This is a genomic window from Klebsiella quasipneumoniae subsp. quasipneumoniae (assembly GCF_020525925.1).
Taxonomy (GTDB): domain Bacteria; phylum Pseudomonadota; class Gammaproteobacteria; order Enterobacterales; family Enterobacteriaceae; genus Klebsiella; species Klebsiella quasipneumoniae.
In genome coordinates, this window is the sequence record NZ_CP084876.1 from 3,444,382 (window position 1) to 3,459,806 (window position 15,425).

Below are 15,425 nucleotides of genomic sequence, written 5' to 3' on the forward strand. Positions count from 1 at the left end.
GAACGCCCCGGAGGTGTATTTATTTCCGAAATCCACCCTTCCCTGTGCGAAATCTACTTGTCTGATGGAAGATGACAGGTAACATAGATATCCCCCCGCTGTAGGGGGAAGAGACTTTTTTATTGGACTATATAGAGAGATTATTATGAGCGTTGTGCCTGTAGCCGACGTACTCCAGGGCCGCGTTGCCGTTGACAGCGAAGTCACGGTCCGCGGATGGGTGCGTACCCGCCGAGATTCAAAAGCTGGCTTTTCATTCCTCGCCGTCTATGACGGTTCCTGCTTTGATCCTGTACAGGCCGTTATTAATAATTCTCTGCCCAATTACAATCAGGAAGTGCTGCGTCTGACCACCGGTTGCTCGGTGATTGTCACCGGTAAAGTCGTGGCTTCCCAGGGCCAGGGTCAAAGCTTTGAGATCCAGGCGACCAACGTGGAAGTGACCGGCTGGGTGGAAGATCCGGACACCTACCCGATGGCGGCCAAGCGCCACAGCATCGAGTATCTGCGTGAGGTGGCCCACCTGCGTCCGCGCACCAACCTGATCGGCGCGGTTGCCCGCGTGCGTCACACTCTGGCGCAGGCGCTGCATCGCTTCTTTGATGAGCAGGGCTTCTTCTGGGTCTCCACCCCGCTGATTACTGCCTCCGATACCGAAGGCGCCGGCGAAATGTTCCGCGTGTCGACGCTGGATCTGGAAAACCTGCCGCGTAACGATCAGGGCAAAGTCGATTTCGACAAAGACTTCTTCGGTAAAGAGTCGTTCCTGACCGTTTCCGGCCAGCTGAACGGCGAGACCTATGCCTGCGCGCTGTCGAAGATTTACACCTTCGGCCCGACCTTCCGTGCGGAAAACTCCAACACCAGCCGCCACCTGGCGGAGTTCTGGATGCTGGAGCCGGAAGTGGCCTTCGCTAACCTGAACGATGTTGCCGGCCTGGCGGAAGCGATGCTCAAGTACGTCTTTAAAGCGGTACTGGAAGAGCGCGCGGACGACATGCAGTTCTTCGCCGAGCGCGTTGATAAAGACGCTATCGACCGTCTGCAGCGCTTTATCACCGCTGATTTTGCGCAGGTGGATTATACCGACGCCGTCACTATTCTGGAAAACTGCGGCAAGCAGTTCGAGAACCCGGTCTACTGGGGCGTGGATCTCTCCTCCGAGCACGAACGTTACCTGGCTGAAGAACACTTCAAAGCGCCGGTGGTAGTGAAAAACTATCCGAAAGATATTAAAGCCTTCTACATGCGCCTTAACGAAGACGGTAAAACCGTCGCGGCAATGGACGTCCTGGCACCGGGTATTGGCGAGATCATCGGCGGTTCCCAACGTGAAGAGCGCCTCGACGTGCTCGACGCGCGTATGGCCGAGATGGGTCTGAATAAAGAAGACTACTGGTGGTATCGCGACCTGCGCCGCTACGGCACCGTTCCACACTCCGGCTTTGGCCTGGGCTTCGAACGTCTGATCGCTTACGTGACCGGCGTGCAGAACGTCCGCGATGTCATCCCGTTCCCGCGGACCCCGCGCAACGCGACATTCTAAATTTTTCTGACATAAACCTGAAAGGCCAGCGCAAGCTGGCCTTTTTTTATGTCAATTACTGTTATCAAAATTCAACAAACTTAAACATCAAGGCCTCGGATTCACATTTATGTTACGCACTGTTTCGGTGCATCCGGGTGATGCAGATCGCACTTTATGTTCATAACGGAGCAAACCCTCTGATAAATTTGCTCATTTTTTAACCACACGCCGCACGTCTTGCCAAGACAAAGGCTGAATAAAAAGAAGACGAATTCAACACACAAAATGAGCAAATTTACGCTTATCCAAATTAATCATAAATAATTCATATAGATAGATATGGGAAGGCGATTTACCTCACCATGTGGAACGGAATTTTGATTAAGTTCACAAAGTTCCCATAAATACATATTTAGTTACATGTTTTTTCGTTTTGTTACTCATATAAGATATTAGTAGCATTTTCCGGCTAGCGAAACGTTGTCGCGGATGGAAAGATGCCTTCAGACACCAAACTCTCATCAATGGTTCTGTAAGTTTTTATTGACAGAACTTATTGACGGCAGTGGCACGTGTTGATATAAAAAATATTAATGAGGGTAATAAATAATGATGAAGCGCAATATTCTGGCAGTGGTGATCCCTGCCCTGCTGGTAGCCGGTGCAGCTAACGCTGCAGAAATCTATAACAAAAACGGCAACAAACTGGACTTCTACGGAAAAATGGTCGGCGAGCACGTCTGGACCACCAATGGCGACACCAGCAGCGACGATACCACCTACGCCCGTATCGGCCTGAAAGGCGAAACCCAGATCAACGATCAGCTGACCGGCTACGGTCAGTGGGAATACAACATGGACGCCTCCAATGTTGAAGGTTCCCAGCCGACGAAAACCCGTCTGGCGTTCGCAGGTCTGAAAGCGGGCGAGTATGGTTCATTCGACTACGGCCGTAACTACGGCGCGATCTACGACGTCGAAGCAGCAACCGATATGCTGGTTGAATGGGGTGGCGACGGTTGGAACTACACCGATAACTACATGACCGGCCGTACCAACGGCGTGGCAACCTACCGTAACTCTGACTTCTTCGGTCTGGTTGACGGCCTGAGCTTCGCGCTGCAGTACCAGGGTAAAAACGACCACGACCGTTCGATTCACAAGCAGAATGGCGACGGCTTCAGCACCGCGGCGACCTACGCGTTCGACAACGGTATCGCGCTGTCTGCTGGCTACTCCGGCTCCAACCGCAGCGTAGACCAGAAAGCTGACGGCAATGGCGACAAAGCCGAAGCCTGGGCAACCTCTGCAAAATATGACGCCAACAATGTCTACGCGGCCGTCATGTACTCCCAGACTTACAACATGACCCCGGAAAACCAGGGTAACTACTTCGCTGGCAAAACCCAGAACTTCGAAGCCGTTGTACAGTATCAGTTCGACTTCGGCCTGCGTCCGTCCATCGGCTACGTACAGACCAAAGGCAAAGACCTGCAGGCGCGCGGCGGCTTCTCCGGCGGCGATGCGGATCTGGTTAAATACGTCGAAGTGGGTACCTGGTACTACTTCAACAAGAACATGAACGTTTATGCGGCGTACAAGTTCAACCAACTGGACGACAACGCTTATACGCGTGAAGCTGGCGTAGCGACCGACGACCAGGCGGCCGTGGGTATCGTTTACCAGTTCTAATCTGCAGTACACCCCTTCGTGATATGCCTTCAGAGCAGGACTTCGGTCCTGCTTTTCTCTATTCCTGAGGCAAAGATCGTATCTTTCGAAAACCTTCGCGCTTTTTATCGCAAACGGTTGGCAATTCGTTGTTCTCCCGTTAACCTGATAGCGGATTTCCCTTCAGTAATCACAATGGAACCTCGTCATGTTTGAGAACATTACCGCCGCCCCAGCCGACCCGATTTTAGGTCTGGCCGATCTGTTTCGTGCCGATGACCGCCCTGAAAAGATTAACCTCGGAATTGGTGTTTACAAGGATGAAACCGGTAAAACACCCGTTCTGACCAGCGTCAAAAAAGCAGAGCAGTACCTGCTGGAAAATGAAACGACTAAAAACTATCTGGGCATCGATGGTATTCCTGAATTTGGTCGCTGCACCCAGGAGCTGCTGTTCGGTAAAGGCAATGCGATTATCGCCGATAAACGCGCCCGCACCGCGCAGACCCCGGGCGGTACCGGTGCGCTGCGCGTCGCCGCAGACTTCCTCGCCAAAAACACCGACGTGAAACGCGTGTGGGTAAGCAATCCAAGCTGGCCAAACCATAAGAGTGTGTTTACCTCCGCCGGGCTGGAAGTACGTGAATATGCCTACTACGATGCGGCTAACCACGCGCTGGACTTTGATGGTCTGCTGGCCAGCCTGAACGAAGCCCAGGCGGGCGACGTGGTACTGTTCCACGGCTGCTGCCACAACCCGACCGGTATCGATCCGACGCTCGAACAGTGGCAGACGCTGGCGCAGCTGTCGGTCGAGAAAGGCTGGCTGCCGCTGTTCGATTTCGCCTACCAGGGCTTCGCCCGCGGTCTGGAAGAAGATGCTGAAGGGTTGCGCGCCTTTGCTGCTCTGCATAAAGAGCTGCTGGTCGCCAGCTCCTACTCGAAAAACTTTGGCCTGTACAACGAGCGCGTCGGCGCCTGCACCCTGGTCGCCGCCGATCAGGAGACCGTAGACCGCGCGTTCAGCCAGATGAAGTCGGTGATCCGCGCTAACTACTCCAACCCGCCAGCGCACGGCGCGTCCGTGGTCGCGACCATCCTGAGCAACGATGCGCTGCGGGCAATCTGGGAGCAGGAGCTGACCGATATGCGCCAGCGCATCCAGCGTATGCGCCTGCTGTTCGTCAACACCCTGCAGGAGAAAGGCGCGAGCCGCGACTTCAGCTTTATCAGCAAGCAGAACGGTATGTTCTCGTTCAGCGGCCTGACTAAAGAGCAAGTGCTGCGTCTGCGTGAAGAGTTCGCCATCTATGCGGTCGCGTCCGGCCGTATCAACGTGGCCGGCATGACGCCTGACAACATGGCGCCGCTGTGTGAAGCCATCGTCGCCGTGCTGTAAGCGATATTATTAGCTATAAAGAAAAAGGCCGCGAATGCGGCCTTTTTTACGTTCGCGTCAGGTCGGTTACCAGACCGGCATCTCATCCTGCAGGAACGGGTTGTTGCGGCGTTCCTCACCCAGCGTCGACAGCGGACCATGGCCGGGAATAAAGGTCACGTCATCGCCCAGCGGCAACAGCTTATCCTTAATGGCCGCGATCAACTGTCCATGGTCGCCGCGTGGAAAATCACTGCGCCCCACCCCGCCTTTGAAAATCACATCTCCGGAAATGAGCAGTCGGGAAGCGTCATCAAAGAAGACCACGTGACCCGGCGTATGGCCCGGGCAGTGCAGTACCCGCAGCGCCACATTCCCCACATTAACCACATCGCCTTCATTGAGCCAGCGATCCGGACGCAGCGGCTGGCAATCCTCCAGGCCGAACATCCGGCTTTGCGCCGGTAATCCTTCCAGCCAGAACTCATCTTCTTTTTCCGGACCAATAACCGGTACGCCATAATGTTGCGCCAGTTCCGCAGCGGCGCCGACGTGATCGAGATGACCATGCGTCAGCAGGATCTGCATCAGCGTGACGCCAGCCTCCGCCACCACCGCTTTGATACGTTCAGCATCGCCGCCAGGGTCGACCAGCGCCGCCAGCCGGGTTTGTTCGCACCAGATAAGAGAACAGTTCTGCGCGAACGCGGTAACCGGAATAATACGATAGTTCATGACGCTCCTTTCGTTACCAGTGCCTTACGGGACCGGTATCAATATGCACAAAGTTACTACGTGGATAGTATCCTACACCACCTGCGCGCATAGATAACGCCGCTTTGCGAATATTGCTTAACGAAATACCTTCAATATGGAAATCCATTGCCTGCCCCTTGGTGTGATAGCTGTGTTTTGCTACACCACGGCTTCGTGCGCGAAGCTCATCATTGGTATCGAGGGAACGATAGCCAGAGATAAGCTGGACAGGTTTGTTGGTGCCAAGTAGTCCCTGCAACCGATAAAGATGATCGAACAGATTTGGATCGATGGACTTAATTTTATTCGCGCGGTAATCACGGAAAAAATGGTTAAGTCTTGCTAATTCATCCTGAATATAGCCTCTGCCATCGAAAAACTCCGCCTTGAGTGATTCACCAGTATGCAGGTTATTCAGCGTCAAAATACGCGGACGGGGGGTCGAGAGGGTGGCAAATGCCGGCGCAGGGAGAATGGCGGCAGCACCCAGCGCAGCACCACCCAACGCCAGCAATCTGCGGCGATTAGCGTCAAATTTGTCCATGATAATCAGGTCTACAGTCAATGAATCGTTATATACTTTTTCCGCTTTGCGCGATGTTGAACCTCAGCACGCCATCGCTCGCCAGAGCCGTGATGCTGCCCGGCAAAAGAGAGCGTTCGCGCTGACTGCGTCACGCATTGAGCGGAATGATATGTATATGCACTTCTGGCGCACGAAAGGCACCTTACCGGGCATTATTGCCAACGTCAAGGCAGCCTCACCCCAGGAAAATCGGGCGCTGCAGAGGAGCAGCACCCTTTTTTACCCAGTGCTAGGACAACAAAATCCATTGAACTACTTCATTTACCTGATTAATTGCTCAGCTTTCGTCAGAATTTGTGCGCTGGATCGCGCGGTGATATCGTAATTGTAAATATCTGTTCGATATTGTGTACGTCCATCAGCGTCCACAAACGCCGTTAAGTAATATAAATTCACCGGTATATTTTGCCGAATATTGACATAGCGCGTGTCCCCTTGCTTCAGGGCATCGGAAATACGCGTGTCATTCCAGCCCGCATCCTGCAGCAGCATATTGGCCAGTTCCGAAGCCTTATTCACCCTCACACAGCCGGAACTGAGCGCACGAACATCCTTCTGGAACAGATTATGGTTCGGCGTATCGTGCAGGTAGATGGCATCGGAGCTCGGCATATTGAACTTGTAGCGTCCGAGCGAGTTACGCGCTCCGGGCGCCTGCTGAAAACGGAACGGTAAGTTGTTCTCGGTGATGGTCGACCAGTCGACCCGATAAGGATCGATGGTCTCTTTACTGTTCCAGCCGCGCATGACGGTGTAGCCATGCTGCTCAAGATAGCCTGGATTGTTACGCACCTTCGGCAGGATATCTTTGCGCGCCAGGGTTGGCGGCACGTTCCATGGCGGATTGACCACCACGTTATTCAGCGCGCTGCTCATCATTGGCGTTTTGCGATCCGGACGCCCCACAATTACCCGCGAGGCCAGCACCTGGCTGCCGTCCTGATAATAGACCAGCGAGAACGCCGGAATATTGACCATAATGCCGGTGGACAGTTTGCCCGGCAGTAAGCGTAAACGCTGAATGTTCAGGGCCAGCACCCCTGCGCGCTGCGCGGAAGAGACGTTGAGCCAGTCGCGAGTCGACTGGCCGATGACGCCATCCGCCCCCAGCCCCTGCATCGCCTGGAAGCGCTTAACCCCCTCCACCAGCTGGCGATCGTACACGCCGCGCGCCGCAGGTTTGCTCTTTTTCTTCGCCGACGGGCTCACCACATCGCCGGGCAGAACGATATTGGCGGTATCGTCCAGCATTCCGGTACGCTGGAGGATCTCGCGCAGAGCGCCGATATCATTGCTCCATTCGCCGGGGCGCAGCGAGCCGCTGCCGGTCATCTGCGGCCATGGGCGAGAATCAGCCACCAGCGCCAGCAGCGACTGATGCATGGCTTCATACTGCGGATGATGCGGCGCCAGGCCGGCGATAAACGCCGGCAGGGAGCCATTGTCCAGCGCCAGCTGCCACTGGTTAATCACCGACAGCGGCGGGGTCGCCATCTTGTACGGCGTTGAACTGTACAACCAGCGGGTCCCCTGGGTGGGGATGCCGCTGATAAAGTGCAGATAGCCCATCATGGCGTCCGACAGCACCACATCGCGCGCCATGCCGCTGACGGCGGGATCGGTCAGCAGACTGACCCAGGTGGTAAACTGCGGCTGAAAACCGGCGATGGCGATCTCCGCCAGCTGCTGCTGGAACGCCTGCACTGCCTCGCGGTTTTCCCACATCGGTTTCATATCCCTGGCGGCGTACAGCGACACCAGCGGATTCATAAAGACGGGTTTGTACCCTGCCGGCAACAGCGCCTCGATCTGGGCGCGGCTGTTTGCCGCCGCCTCCATCGACAGCGGCTGCTCACCGGCCAGCTTCGCGACCGCCGGCGATTGCCCATCGCTTTGCGCCAGCGCGGCGGAAACCTCGGCGGGCGCCGCAGAACTGTCGCCGGGTACGACTTCAGGCTCTTCGGCCTGGACATTGAACAGCGGAGCAAATGCCAGTGCCAGGCTCAGGCTGAGCGCTGACAATGGACGACCATACCGTTTCTTTAGCAACATCCCTTGCCCCCTGTTGTCACACATTGCTGCCCACAAAAATGGGGCTCTTTTTTCAGTATATAAAGACGAAAAGGCTTTTGCCTTACCTAATGTAAAGAAGTTTAAAGATTATACCACCCTCGCATACCGGGCTGGATAGAAAAAAAGGGCAACATAACGTTGCCCTCTTCACCGCTTAGCCGCCAGAATGTAGCCGCAGCCTCAGGAGGCGTCGGCTGTTCCCGGCAGCGCTTCCGGCAGCGGCGCGGCAAACCCGCGCAGCCCCACCACGTGGACGTGTTCGTGATTATTGAACACCTTACGCACCAGTTTATAGGTGGTGCCTTTCTCCGGACTGATGTTCTCCGGCGCCGCGATAATCAGCTGCATCTCCAGACGTTCGCACAGCTCGAACAGCGTGGCGATGGAGCGGGCGTCGAGACGCGCCGCTTCATCGAGGAACAGCAGACGGCAAGGCGAGATATCCTTGCCGCGCAGGCGGCGGGATTCATCTTCCCAGCTCTGGACGACCATCACCAGAATCGACATCCCGGTACCGATCGCTTCCCCGGTGGACAGCGCGCCGGACTCCGCGCGCAGCCAGCCGTCGGAGCCGCGGTTAACTTCCACTTCCATCTCCAGATAGTTGCGGTAGTCGAGCAGCTCTTCGCCGATGGTTTGCGGCGTGCGCTGCCCCATGTCGATCTGCGGATTCAGGCGCTGATAGAGCTTGGCCAGCGCTTCCGAGAAGGTCAGGCGGTTGCTATTGAACAGATCCTGATGCTGTTCATGCTGCTCGGAGAGCACATCAAGCAGCGTCGAGTGGGTCTCGCGCACGTTGACGTTCAGACGCACGCTGTTGACCTGGCCGAAGGAGACGCTCTGCAATCCCTGGTTGAGCATTCGGATACGGTTCTGCTCGCGCTGAATGGTTTTGCGAATAATGTTGGCCACGCTGCGGGAGCTGATGGCCAGCTTCTGTTCGCGGTTTGTCAGCTCTTCGGTCAGGCGGCTGAGCTCAATCTCCATCTGCTCGATCGCTTCCACCGGATCATCGGTGCGGATAATATCCTGGCGGATACGCTCGCGCAGATGCTGGTAGACGGCAACGAAGAACTGAATTTTGCGCTCCGGGCGCTTCGGATCTTCCGAGATACGCAGCACGTCGCGCAGATGTTCGTTATCGGCGACCGCCAGACGCAGCGCACCGAGCGCCTTATCCGACATGGAGCGCAGCTCGTCGGCGGAGAGATAGGCCAGCTCGCGGCGGTGCAGACGACGCTCGACGCCGTTGTCTTTCACCAGGCGCATCACCGCGCACCAGCCCGCCTTGGCGGTCACTACCTGCTCGCGCATTTCGCAGTAATCGCGCTCCAGCTTGCGCAGTTTGCGGGTCAGGTTGTCCATTTCCGCTTCGCAGAAGGTCAACGCTTTCTCCAGCTGATTGCGACGGGAGCGGTTATTGCTCAGCTGCATGTGCAGCTCATCGCGACGCGCACGGGCACGCTCTTCCGCGCCGGCATCGGCGCGCACGCCAATGTCCTGCAGCTCTTTATACAGATCGTTGAGCAGCTCTTTCTTGGTGTCATACGAGCTCTTCAGCGAGGCCAGCACCTGATTGTACTGGCTAAGCTGCGCCGCATGGGCACGCATCGCGTCGCGCGCGCGGCTGCGTTCGGTTTCCGCCTGCTCCAGGCGCTGGCGCAGTTTCTCGTTGAGATCGCTGTTGCCGCTGAGCATTTCCGCCGAATCGGAGTAGCTGAAGTGGGCCCGGCGCTGGACGACTTCCGCCAGGGCAAAAGCCTGCTGGCGCGCATCGCGCTGGGTCTGCTGCGCATAGGCGTAATCTTCTTTCAGCTGCTCAAACTGCTCCGGATCGCTCTGCAGCACCGAAACAATCGGCTCCAGCTTCGCCAGCTGGTTGCCGTGCTGCTGAATAAAGCGCGCGGCCTCCTGCGCTTCGTCCAGACGTTCCTGGATCTCGTCCACGCGGTCGGCCAGCGTATCATCCGCCAGCAGATTCAGGCGCGGCAGCAGGCGGTTGAGCGCCGACACGCCCTCTTTCGCCTGCTCATACTGCACGCGGTTCTGTTGGTTATCGCTTTCATGGGCGCTCAGCGCGCGCTCCAGCTCGCCGCGGCGGCTGTTGAGTTTGCGGATCTCTTCTTCCGGATCGTCCTCAAAGGCCACTGCCAGATGGCTGCCAATGAAGCGGCTAAAGGCCTGATGCAGACGCTGAGTTTTCTGCACGTCAAACGACAGGGTCGCAAAACGCTCGGACAGCGATTCACGCTCGGCATGCAGGGTTTCAATGCGGTTTTCACGCGCGGCGCGGCCAAACAGCGGCAGCGACGGGAAGCGCGAATAACGCCACTGGCGGTCGGCGATCTTCACCACCACCGCTTTTTCCAGCTCATCCACGCTGAATACGCTATCGTCAAAGGACTGCGGATCGCCTTCGATCAGATAGAGATCTTCCGGACAATCTTCCAGTCCTTCAAGCTGCTCGGCAACCTGCGACAGATCCGGCACCACGATGGCATGGCGCGACGGACCGTACAGCGCGGAGAAGTACGGCGCATCGTCAAGGCTGACATCATCGTAGATCTCGGACAGCAGAACGCCGCCGAACCGTTCCGCCAGCGCGTTGAGGCGCGGATCTTCCGAACCGCCCGGCTGGCTGAGACGCTCAATTTCTTCGTCGATGGCGCGCTTGCGGGCGCCGACCTCGTCACGTTCAACGATAGCTTCGCGCTCGCGCTCCAGCAGCTGCTGCAGGTATTCGGTAACCTCCTGGCCGGACTCAAACTGCTCGCCGCTCTGCTCGCACAGCTGGTTAAGGCTGTTCTGCGCCGCCAGCCAGACCGGCGCCCGGCGCATCAGCGTCTGAGTGCGTGACTGCAGCTGCTCCAGTTCCTGGCGCAGGGTCATGCGCTGTTCCTGCGCGTTAGAAACGCTGTCGGCCAGCGAAGCGATGCGCGCTTCCAGCTCCTGATGCAGCGTTTCCAGATCGTCGATATCGTAGCGTTTGCCCTGGCGTTTGCAGAACTCAGCCAGCTGGCGCTCGGCGTCCTGCTGCTCGCGCAGGCGCTGCTCCAGCTCGTTGAGGCGGCTACGCAGCCCCTGCGCCTGCTCGGCCTGGTGACGCTGGTTCACGCCGTCGCGCAGCAATTCGCGCGCCACGTCCCAGGCTTCATTGCGCGCCAGCGGGCCGTTAATCGCCGCCACCAGCTGGTAGGCCTGTTCAAACTGGCTGTGCGCGGTTTGCGCCACGCTCATTTTCTGTTCCAGCGACAGCATTTTCTCCGTCGCTTCCTGCTCTTTCGCCTGGAAGGTTTCCAGCCACTCGTCGGCGCTCTCCGGCGTCAGATCCGGCAGATGACACAGCGCCTTCGCGCGCTCCAGCGCCTGCAGCGCCTGGTTATACTGAATGGCGCGGGTCTGCTGCACGTCGAGCGCCTGCTGATAGTCGGCGAGCTGGTTTTTCAGCTCATCCACTTCCAGCTCGGCGGCCTCGGCGCGGGCTTCGTTCTCTTCCTGGCGATCGATGGCTTCCGCCACCACTTCGTTCTGCTCTTCCAGACGGATCTGCAGCTCGTCGAGATCCGCTTCGTAGCGCTCGATTTTTTCCTGCTGACGCAGTGCGGTCTGCACCAGGTTCAGGTGGTCGCTGGCGGCCTGGTAATCCGCTTCCAGATCGCCTTCTGCGCCGTTATGCTCCTGCAGCTCGCGGGCCATGTCGACGTGCTTATACTGCTCTGCCGCCAGCTGTGAACGGGAGGTAAAGAGATCGCGACGATACTCCAGCGCCTTATCAAGATGAATGCGCCGCTCGTTGGCGTGACGCATATAGTCCGCCGCCACGTAGTTGGTGGCTTCGCTGATCAGGTGTTTGAACAGATCGCGATCGGACTGGGTGACGCGGATCGCCTCGAGGGTCATGCGGTTTTCCCGCAGCGCCGCTTCCATATCCTGGAATGCCTTACGCACGCCGCTGTTTTCCGGCAACAGGTAGTCGCGCAGCGAGCGGGTAATGGTGCTGGAGATCCCGCCGTACAGCGAGGCCTCGATCAGGCGATAGTATTTACTTCGATCGGAGGCGGAACGCAGACGACGCGCCACCACGCCCAGGTCGAACATCAGCGAGTGATACTCGGTGATCGAGTTGAACTGCTTAAACTGGACCCCTTCCATCGCCTCGAGCTTGTCTTTCAGCTCATTGAGACTAACCACGCGCGCCTGGCGATCGTTCAGCGTTTCGGTTAACAGCTGGGTCGGCAGGATAGCGGTGGGCAGCCCCTGAATGGCGAAAGGCTTGATGTCGACTTTGCGATCGCGCCCGGCAACCTGCTGCAGACGCACGCCGACCACCACGCGCTGATGGCGCGAGTTGATGACGTCGAGCACGGAGTAACAGACCCCGGCGCGCAGCTTCCCGTGCAGGCCTTTATCGCGTGAGCCGCTGGTGGCCCCCGCTTCGGTGGTGTTACGGAAGTGCAGCAGGGTTAAATCGGGGATCAGCGCCGTGACGAAGGCCGCCATGGTCGTCGACTTACCGGCGCCGTTCCCCCCGGAGAGGGTGGTGACCAGTTCATCAAGATCAAAGGTCCGGGCAAAGAAACCGTTCCAGTTAACCAGCGTCAGCGAGCGAAACTTACCGCGTTCAATCATTACTCTTCCTCCCCGCTATCCGGCTGGTTCTCTTCATTCTCATCATTGAGCTGCAGGTGATTTTCCAGGGCCATCGCTTCCCCGTCGCGGATCAGGCGGCGCTGCGCCTCGCGTGGGTCGTCGCCGGCGCGCACATCGGCGCCAAAGCGGAATACCGATTCGGTAATACGGAACTTGCTGCTGTCATGGCCCATAAACCACACCATCCCCAGACGGCGCAGGCGGTTAAGCGACGCGCGCATTTTTTCCTGCAGCTTCTGGCGGTCCAGATCCGAACCGGTGGAACGGTTGTTGACCAGCTTCAGCAGCCTGGATTCATCCGCCAGGGTCAGCAGCTCGTCATACAGCTCCTGCTGGGTGAAAATCCCTTCATTTGCCAGGCGCTCCGGGCTGAGATAGAGATAGCAAAGAATTTTGCCCACCATCATATCCAGTTCGGACAGCACCGAGCGTGAAATCAGGGTTGTGGAACGCGGGCGCAGGTAGAAGAAGCCCTCCGGCGCGCGGATCAGCTCGACGTTATAGCGAGCATAAAACTCTTCCAGATAATCCTGGAAATCCATCAAAAATGCGTGATTATCCAGCTCGTCGAGGCCGATATGTCGGCCCGCGCGCAGGGCGCTGTCCAGCGCCGGAAATAACGGATTGGCCAACGCCTGCGCCAGCTTAACCGGCATCACTTGTTCAATATTTGTCAATGACATGCGCCTGTACCTTGGCTCCGTAATCATTAATCGGCTGCCATTTGGCTGGCAGTCCGGTGAAATCTGCCTGGGCGACGCCCAGCTGTACCGCCTGATCCACGACGATCCGCGCCACGTCAAAGTGACGCCCGCGCGGATATTGCGCCAGGAACTCCCGCGCCACCAGGCCGAGATCCAGCGGTATTCCTTTCTCTTTATAGACCGCCAGCTGCGCTTCGATCAGCGCCGCCAGCTGCTCGCGAATTTCGTTAAACTCTTCAAATTCAAGGTCCGCAGGCAGCTCGCCGGTGACCTCTTCATCGCGCAGGGCCATCTCCTCGTCGCGCATATCCAGCAGACGGTCGGCGTTGGCGTAAGTCAGCGCCCACGGCTCATCAAAATAGGTCTGTACCGACTGGCGCAGACGCTGAGCGAAGACGCGGTTCTTATCCATATCGATAGCGGTACGGATAAACTTGTGCACGTGGCGGTCATAGCCGATCCACAGGTCAATCGCCTGCTGGCCCCAGCTGACGATGCGGTCGAGCTTGCTTTGCAGATCGAACACCAGCCGGTCGACAAAATGGAGATCGTCGCGCGCCATGGTCGAATCCTGAATGCGCAGCAGATTCGCCTGCAGCTTATCCCCCGCCGCATCCAGCGTATCCTGCAGTTCACGCAGGGTGCCGGAAGTTTCCGACAGCAACAGTTCACAGCTGGAAATCGCCGCGCGCCAGTCTTTGTTCAACAGCTGCGCGATATCGTCTTTCACCAGCTGCTGCTGCTCATCCATGATGCGCTGCGTCAGGTCGATGCTGTCGAAAATTTCCGCCACCGAATACTTCAGCGGGGCAAAAACGTTGCGATGCCAGTGAAACTCATCGCCGCCCTCTTCTGCCGCGTCCGCCGCGCGCTTCAGCTCGCCGGCGACGATCGACAACTGCATCGAGAGACGCAGCGTCGAAAATTCGCGCTGCCGGATATAATAATCGGTGATCCCGATCCCCAACGGCGTCAGACGATAGATTGCATTGCCTTCGGTAATTTCGCTGGTAAAGCGGTTCAGCAGACGCTGGCGCACCAAATCGTTGATGGCGTTATTGGCGCGCTGGCTGATGGTTTCGCTGGTCTGCTCAAACGCATCACTCACGTGGCGGAACGCATCCACCAGTTCTCCCTCGCTCATTTCTCCTTCCAGCCGTTCGCCATTCAGGGTGGCGATCGCCAGCAGGAAAGAGAGCCTGTCGACCGGCAGCGAGATAGAAAAATCATTTTTCCTGGCCCAGGCAACCAGTTCGGGGACTGTCTGGGAAAATTCACTCATACTTTATCCTTGCATCTGCGGCTATGAGCCTGGCTCTTAAGCGCGGTGACATGAATATAACGGCCCAGGCTGAGGTACGGCTCCTGACGACAGTAGCGCGTCTCCAGCTCCAGCAGCGCCGCATAGCTGTCATGCTGTTGGCGTTTTTCACGCAGATAATCATGAAACACCCGCACGCCGGTTTTGCTGACAATTTGCCAGCCAATCTCTTCCAGCCAGTGATAAACCTGCTGCGGCTCACGCGGATAATCCGGCGACAGCGTGCGTTTTTTCTTTTTTGGCATGCCCAGTTGTACGTAATCGAAATTACCGGCAACCATATTGTGCATCAGCAGGCCGTTAGCATTGTAGAACATCAACGACAAGCCGCCGCCAGGACGCAGCGTCGACCACAGGGTACGCAGCACCGCCTGGGGCTCCGCCACCCACTCCAGCACCGCATGAAACAGTACCAGATCGACCGGGCTTTCCAAGTGCTGCGCAATATCCTGAGCCGCGCATTGTACAAAATGCATGTTGTCGATCACACCTTTATCGACAGCAGCCTGGCGGGCGCGGGCCACCATTTCAGCAGAGAGATCGCACAGCGTCACGTGATGGCCCAGTTGCGCCACTTTAATGGCCGTTTGCCCTTCGCCGCCGCCGGCATCCAGTACCCTCAGCGGTCCCGGCCCCAGCTGCGCCAGCAGCGGCTCCAGATCCTGCCAGAGGATCGCCTGGCGCAGCTGGCCTTTTGTGGTGCCGTAAATATTGCGCGAAAACTTTTCAGCAATGTCATCGAAATTGCGATCCTGCAC

10 protein-coding genes are annotated in these 15,425 nt (G+C 57.4%); 3 read left to right on the forward strand and 7 right to left on the reverse strand.

Going from position 1 to position 15,425, the window contains the following annotated elements:
• Positions 1 to 145 precede the first annotated feature (145 nt).
• The 3 genes from asnS to aspC all read left to right on the forward strand — a co-directional run bounded on the left by asnS (position 146) and on the right by aspC (position 4,598).
• A complete protein-coding gene (asnS, locus tag LGM20_RS16740) occupies positions 146 to 1,546 on the forward strand; it encodes an asparagine--tRNA ligase (protein WP_017899452.1) in 1,401 nt (466 codons plus the stop codon).
• 591 nt (positions 1,547 to 2,137) lie between these two features.
• Complete coding sequence (gene ompK35, locus LGM20_RS16745; RefSeq protein WP_004201406.1) at positions 2,138 to 3,220, forward strand: porin OmpK35; 1,083 nt, start codon at positions 2,138 to 2,140, stop codon at positions 3,218 to 3,220.
• Positions 3,221 to 3,407: 187 nt separating this feature from the next.
• On the forward strand, positions 3,408 to 4,598 hold the full coding sequence (aspC, locus tag LGM20_RS16750; protein ID WP_023289032.1) for an aspartate transaminase: 1,191 nt from the start codon (positions 3,408 to 3,410) through the stop codon (positions 4,596 to 4,598).
• Between the two features lie 66 nt (positions 4,599 to 4,664).
• On the opposite strand, the gene LGM20_RS16755 is transcribed toward aspC, so the two are convergent.
• From LGM20_RS16755 to cmoM, 7 genes are all read right to left on the reverse strand, one after another.
• Positions 4,665 to 5,312, reverse strand: coding sequence for an MBL fold metallo-hydrolase (locus LGM20_RS16755; RefSeq protein ID WP_023289031.1), 648 nt, complete (start codon positions 5,310 to 5,312; stop codon positions 4,665 to 4,667).
• 13 nt (positions 5,313 to 5,325) lie between these two features.
• On the reverse strand, positions 5,326 to 5,877 hold the full coding sequence (locus tag LGM20_RS16760; RefSeq protein ID WP_004201403.1) for a YcbK family protein: 552 nt from the start codon (positions 5,875 to 5,877) through the stop codon (positions 5,326 to 5,328).
• A gap of 303 nt (positions 5,878 to 6,180) precedes the next feature.
• Positions 6,181 to 7,971, reverse strand: coding sequence for a L,D-transpeptidase (ldtD, locus tag LGM20_RS16765; RefSeq protein ID WP_044521923.1), 1,791 nt, complete (start codon positions 7,969 to 7,971; stop codon positions 6,181 to 6,183).
• Between the two features lie 201 nt (positions 7,972 to 8,172).
• The gene (mukB, locus tag LGM20_RS16770) at positions 8,173 to 12,621 is read right to left on the reverse strand and encodes a chromosome partition protein MukB (protein ID WP_023289028.1); all 4,449 of its coding nucleotides are present in this window, start codon (positions 12,619 to 12,621) and stop codon (positions 8,173 to 8,175) included.
• Positions 12,621 to 13,325: a chromosome partition protein MukE gene (gene mukE / locus LGM20_RS16775; RefSeq protein WP_004150840.1), complete on the reverse strand. Its 705-nt coding sequence runs from the start codon at positions 13,323 to 13,325 to the stop codon at positions 12,621 to 12,623. Before mukE ends, mukB begins: the two co-directional genes overlap by 1 nt.
• The gene (gene mukF / locus LGM20_RS16780) at positions 13,306 to 14,628 is read right to left on the reverse strand and encodes a chromosome partition protein MukF (RefSeq protein ID WP_002898189.1); all 1,323 of its coding nucleotides are present in this window, start codon (positions 14,626 to 14,628) and stop codon (positions 13,306 to 13,308) included. Before mukF ends, mukE begins: the two co-directional genes overlap by 20 nt.
• Positions 14,625 to 15,425 (reverse strand): tRNA uridine 5-oxyacetic acid(34) methyltransferase CmoM, encoded by an 801-nt coding sequence (gene cmoM, locus LGM20_RS16785; RefSeq protein WP_017899447.1) that lies wholly within the window; start codon positions 15,423 to 15,425, stop codon positions 14,625 to 14,627. The genes mukF and cmoM overlap by 4 nt, the downstream gene beginning before the upstream one ends.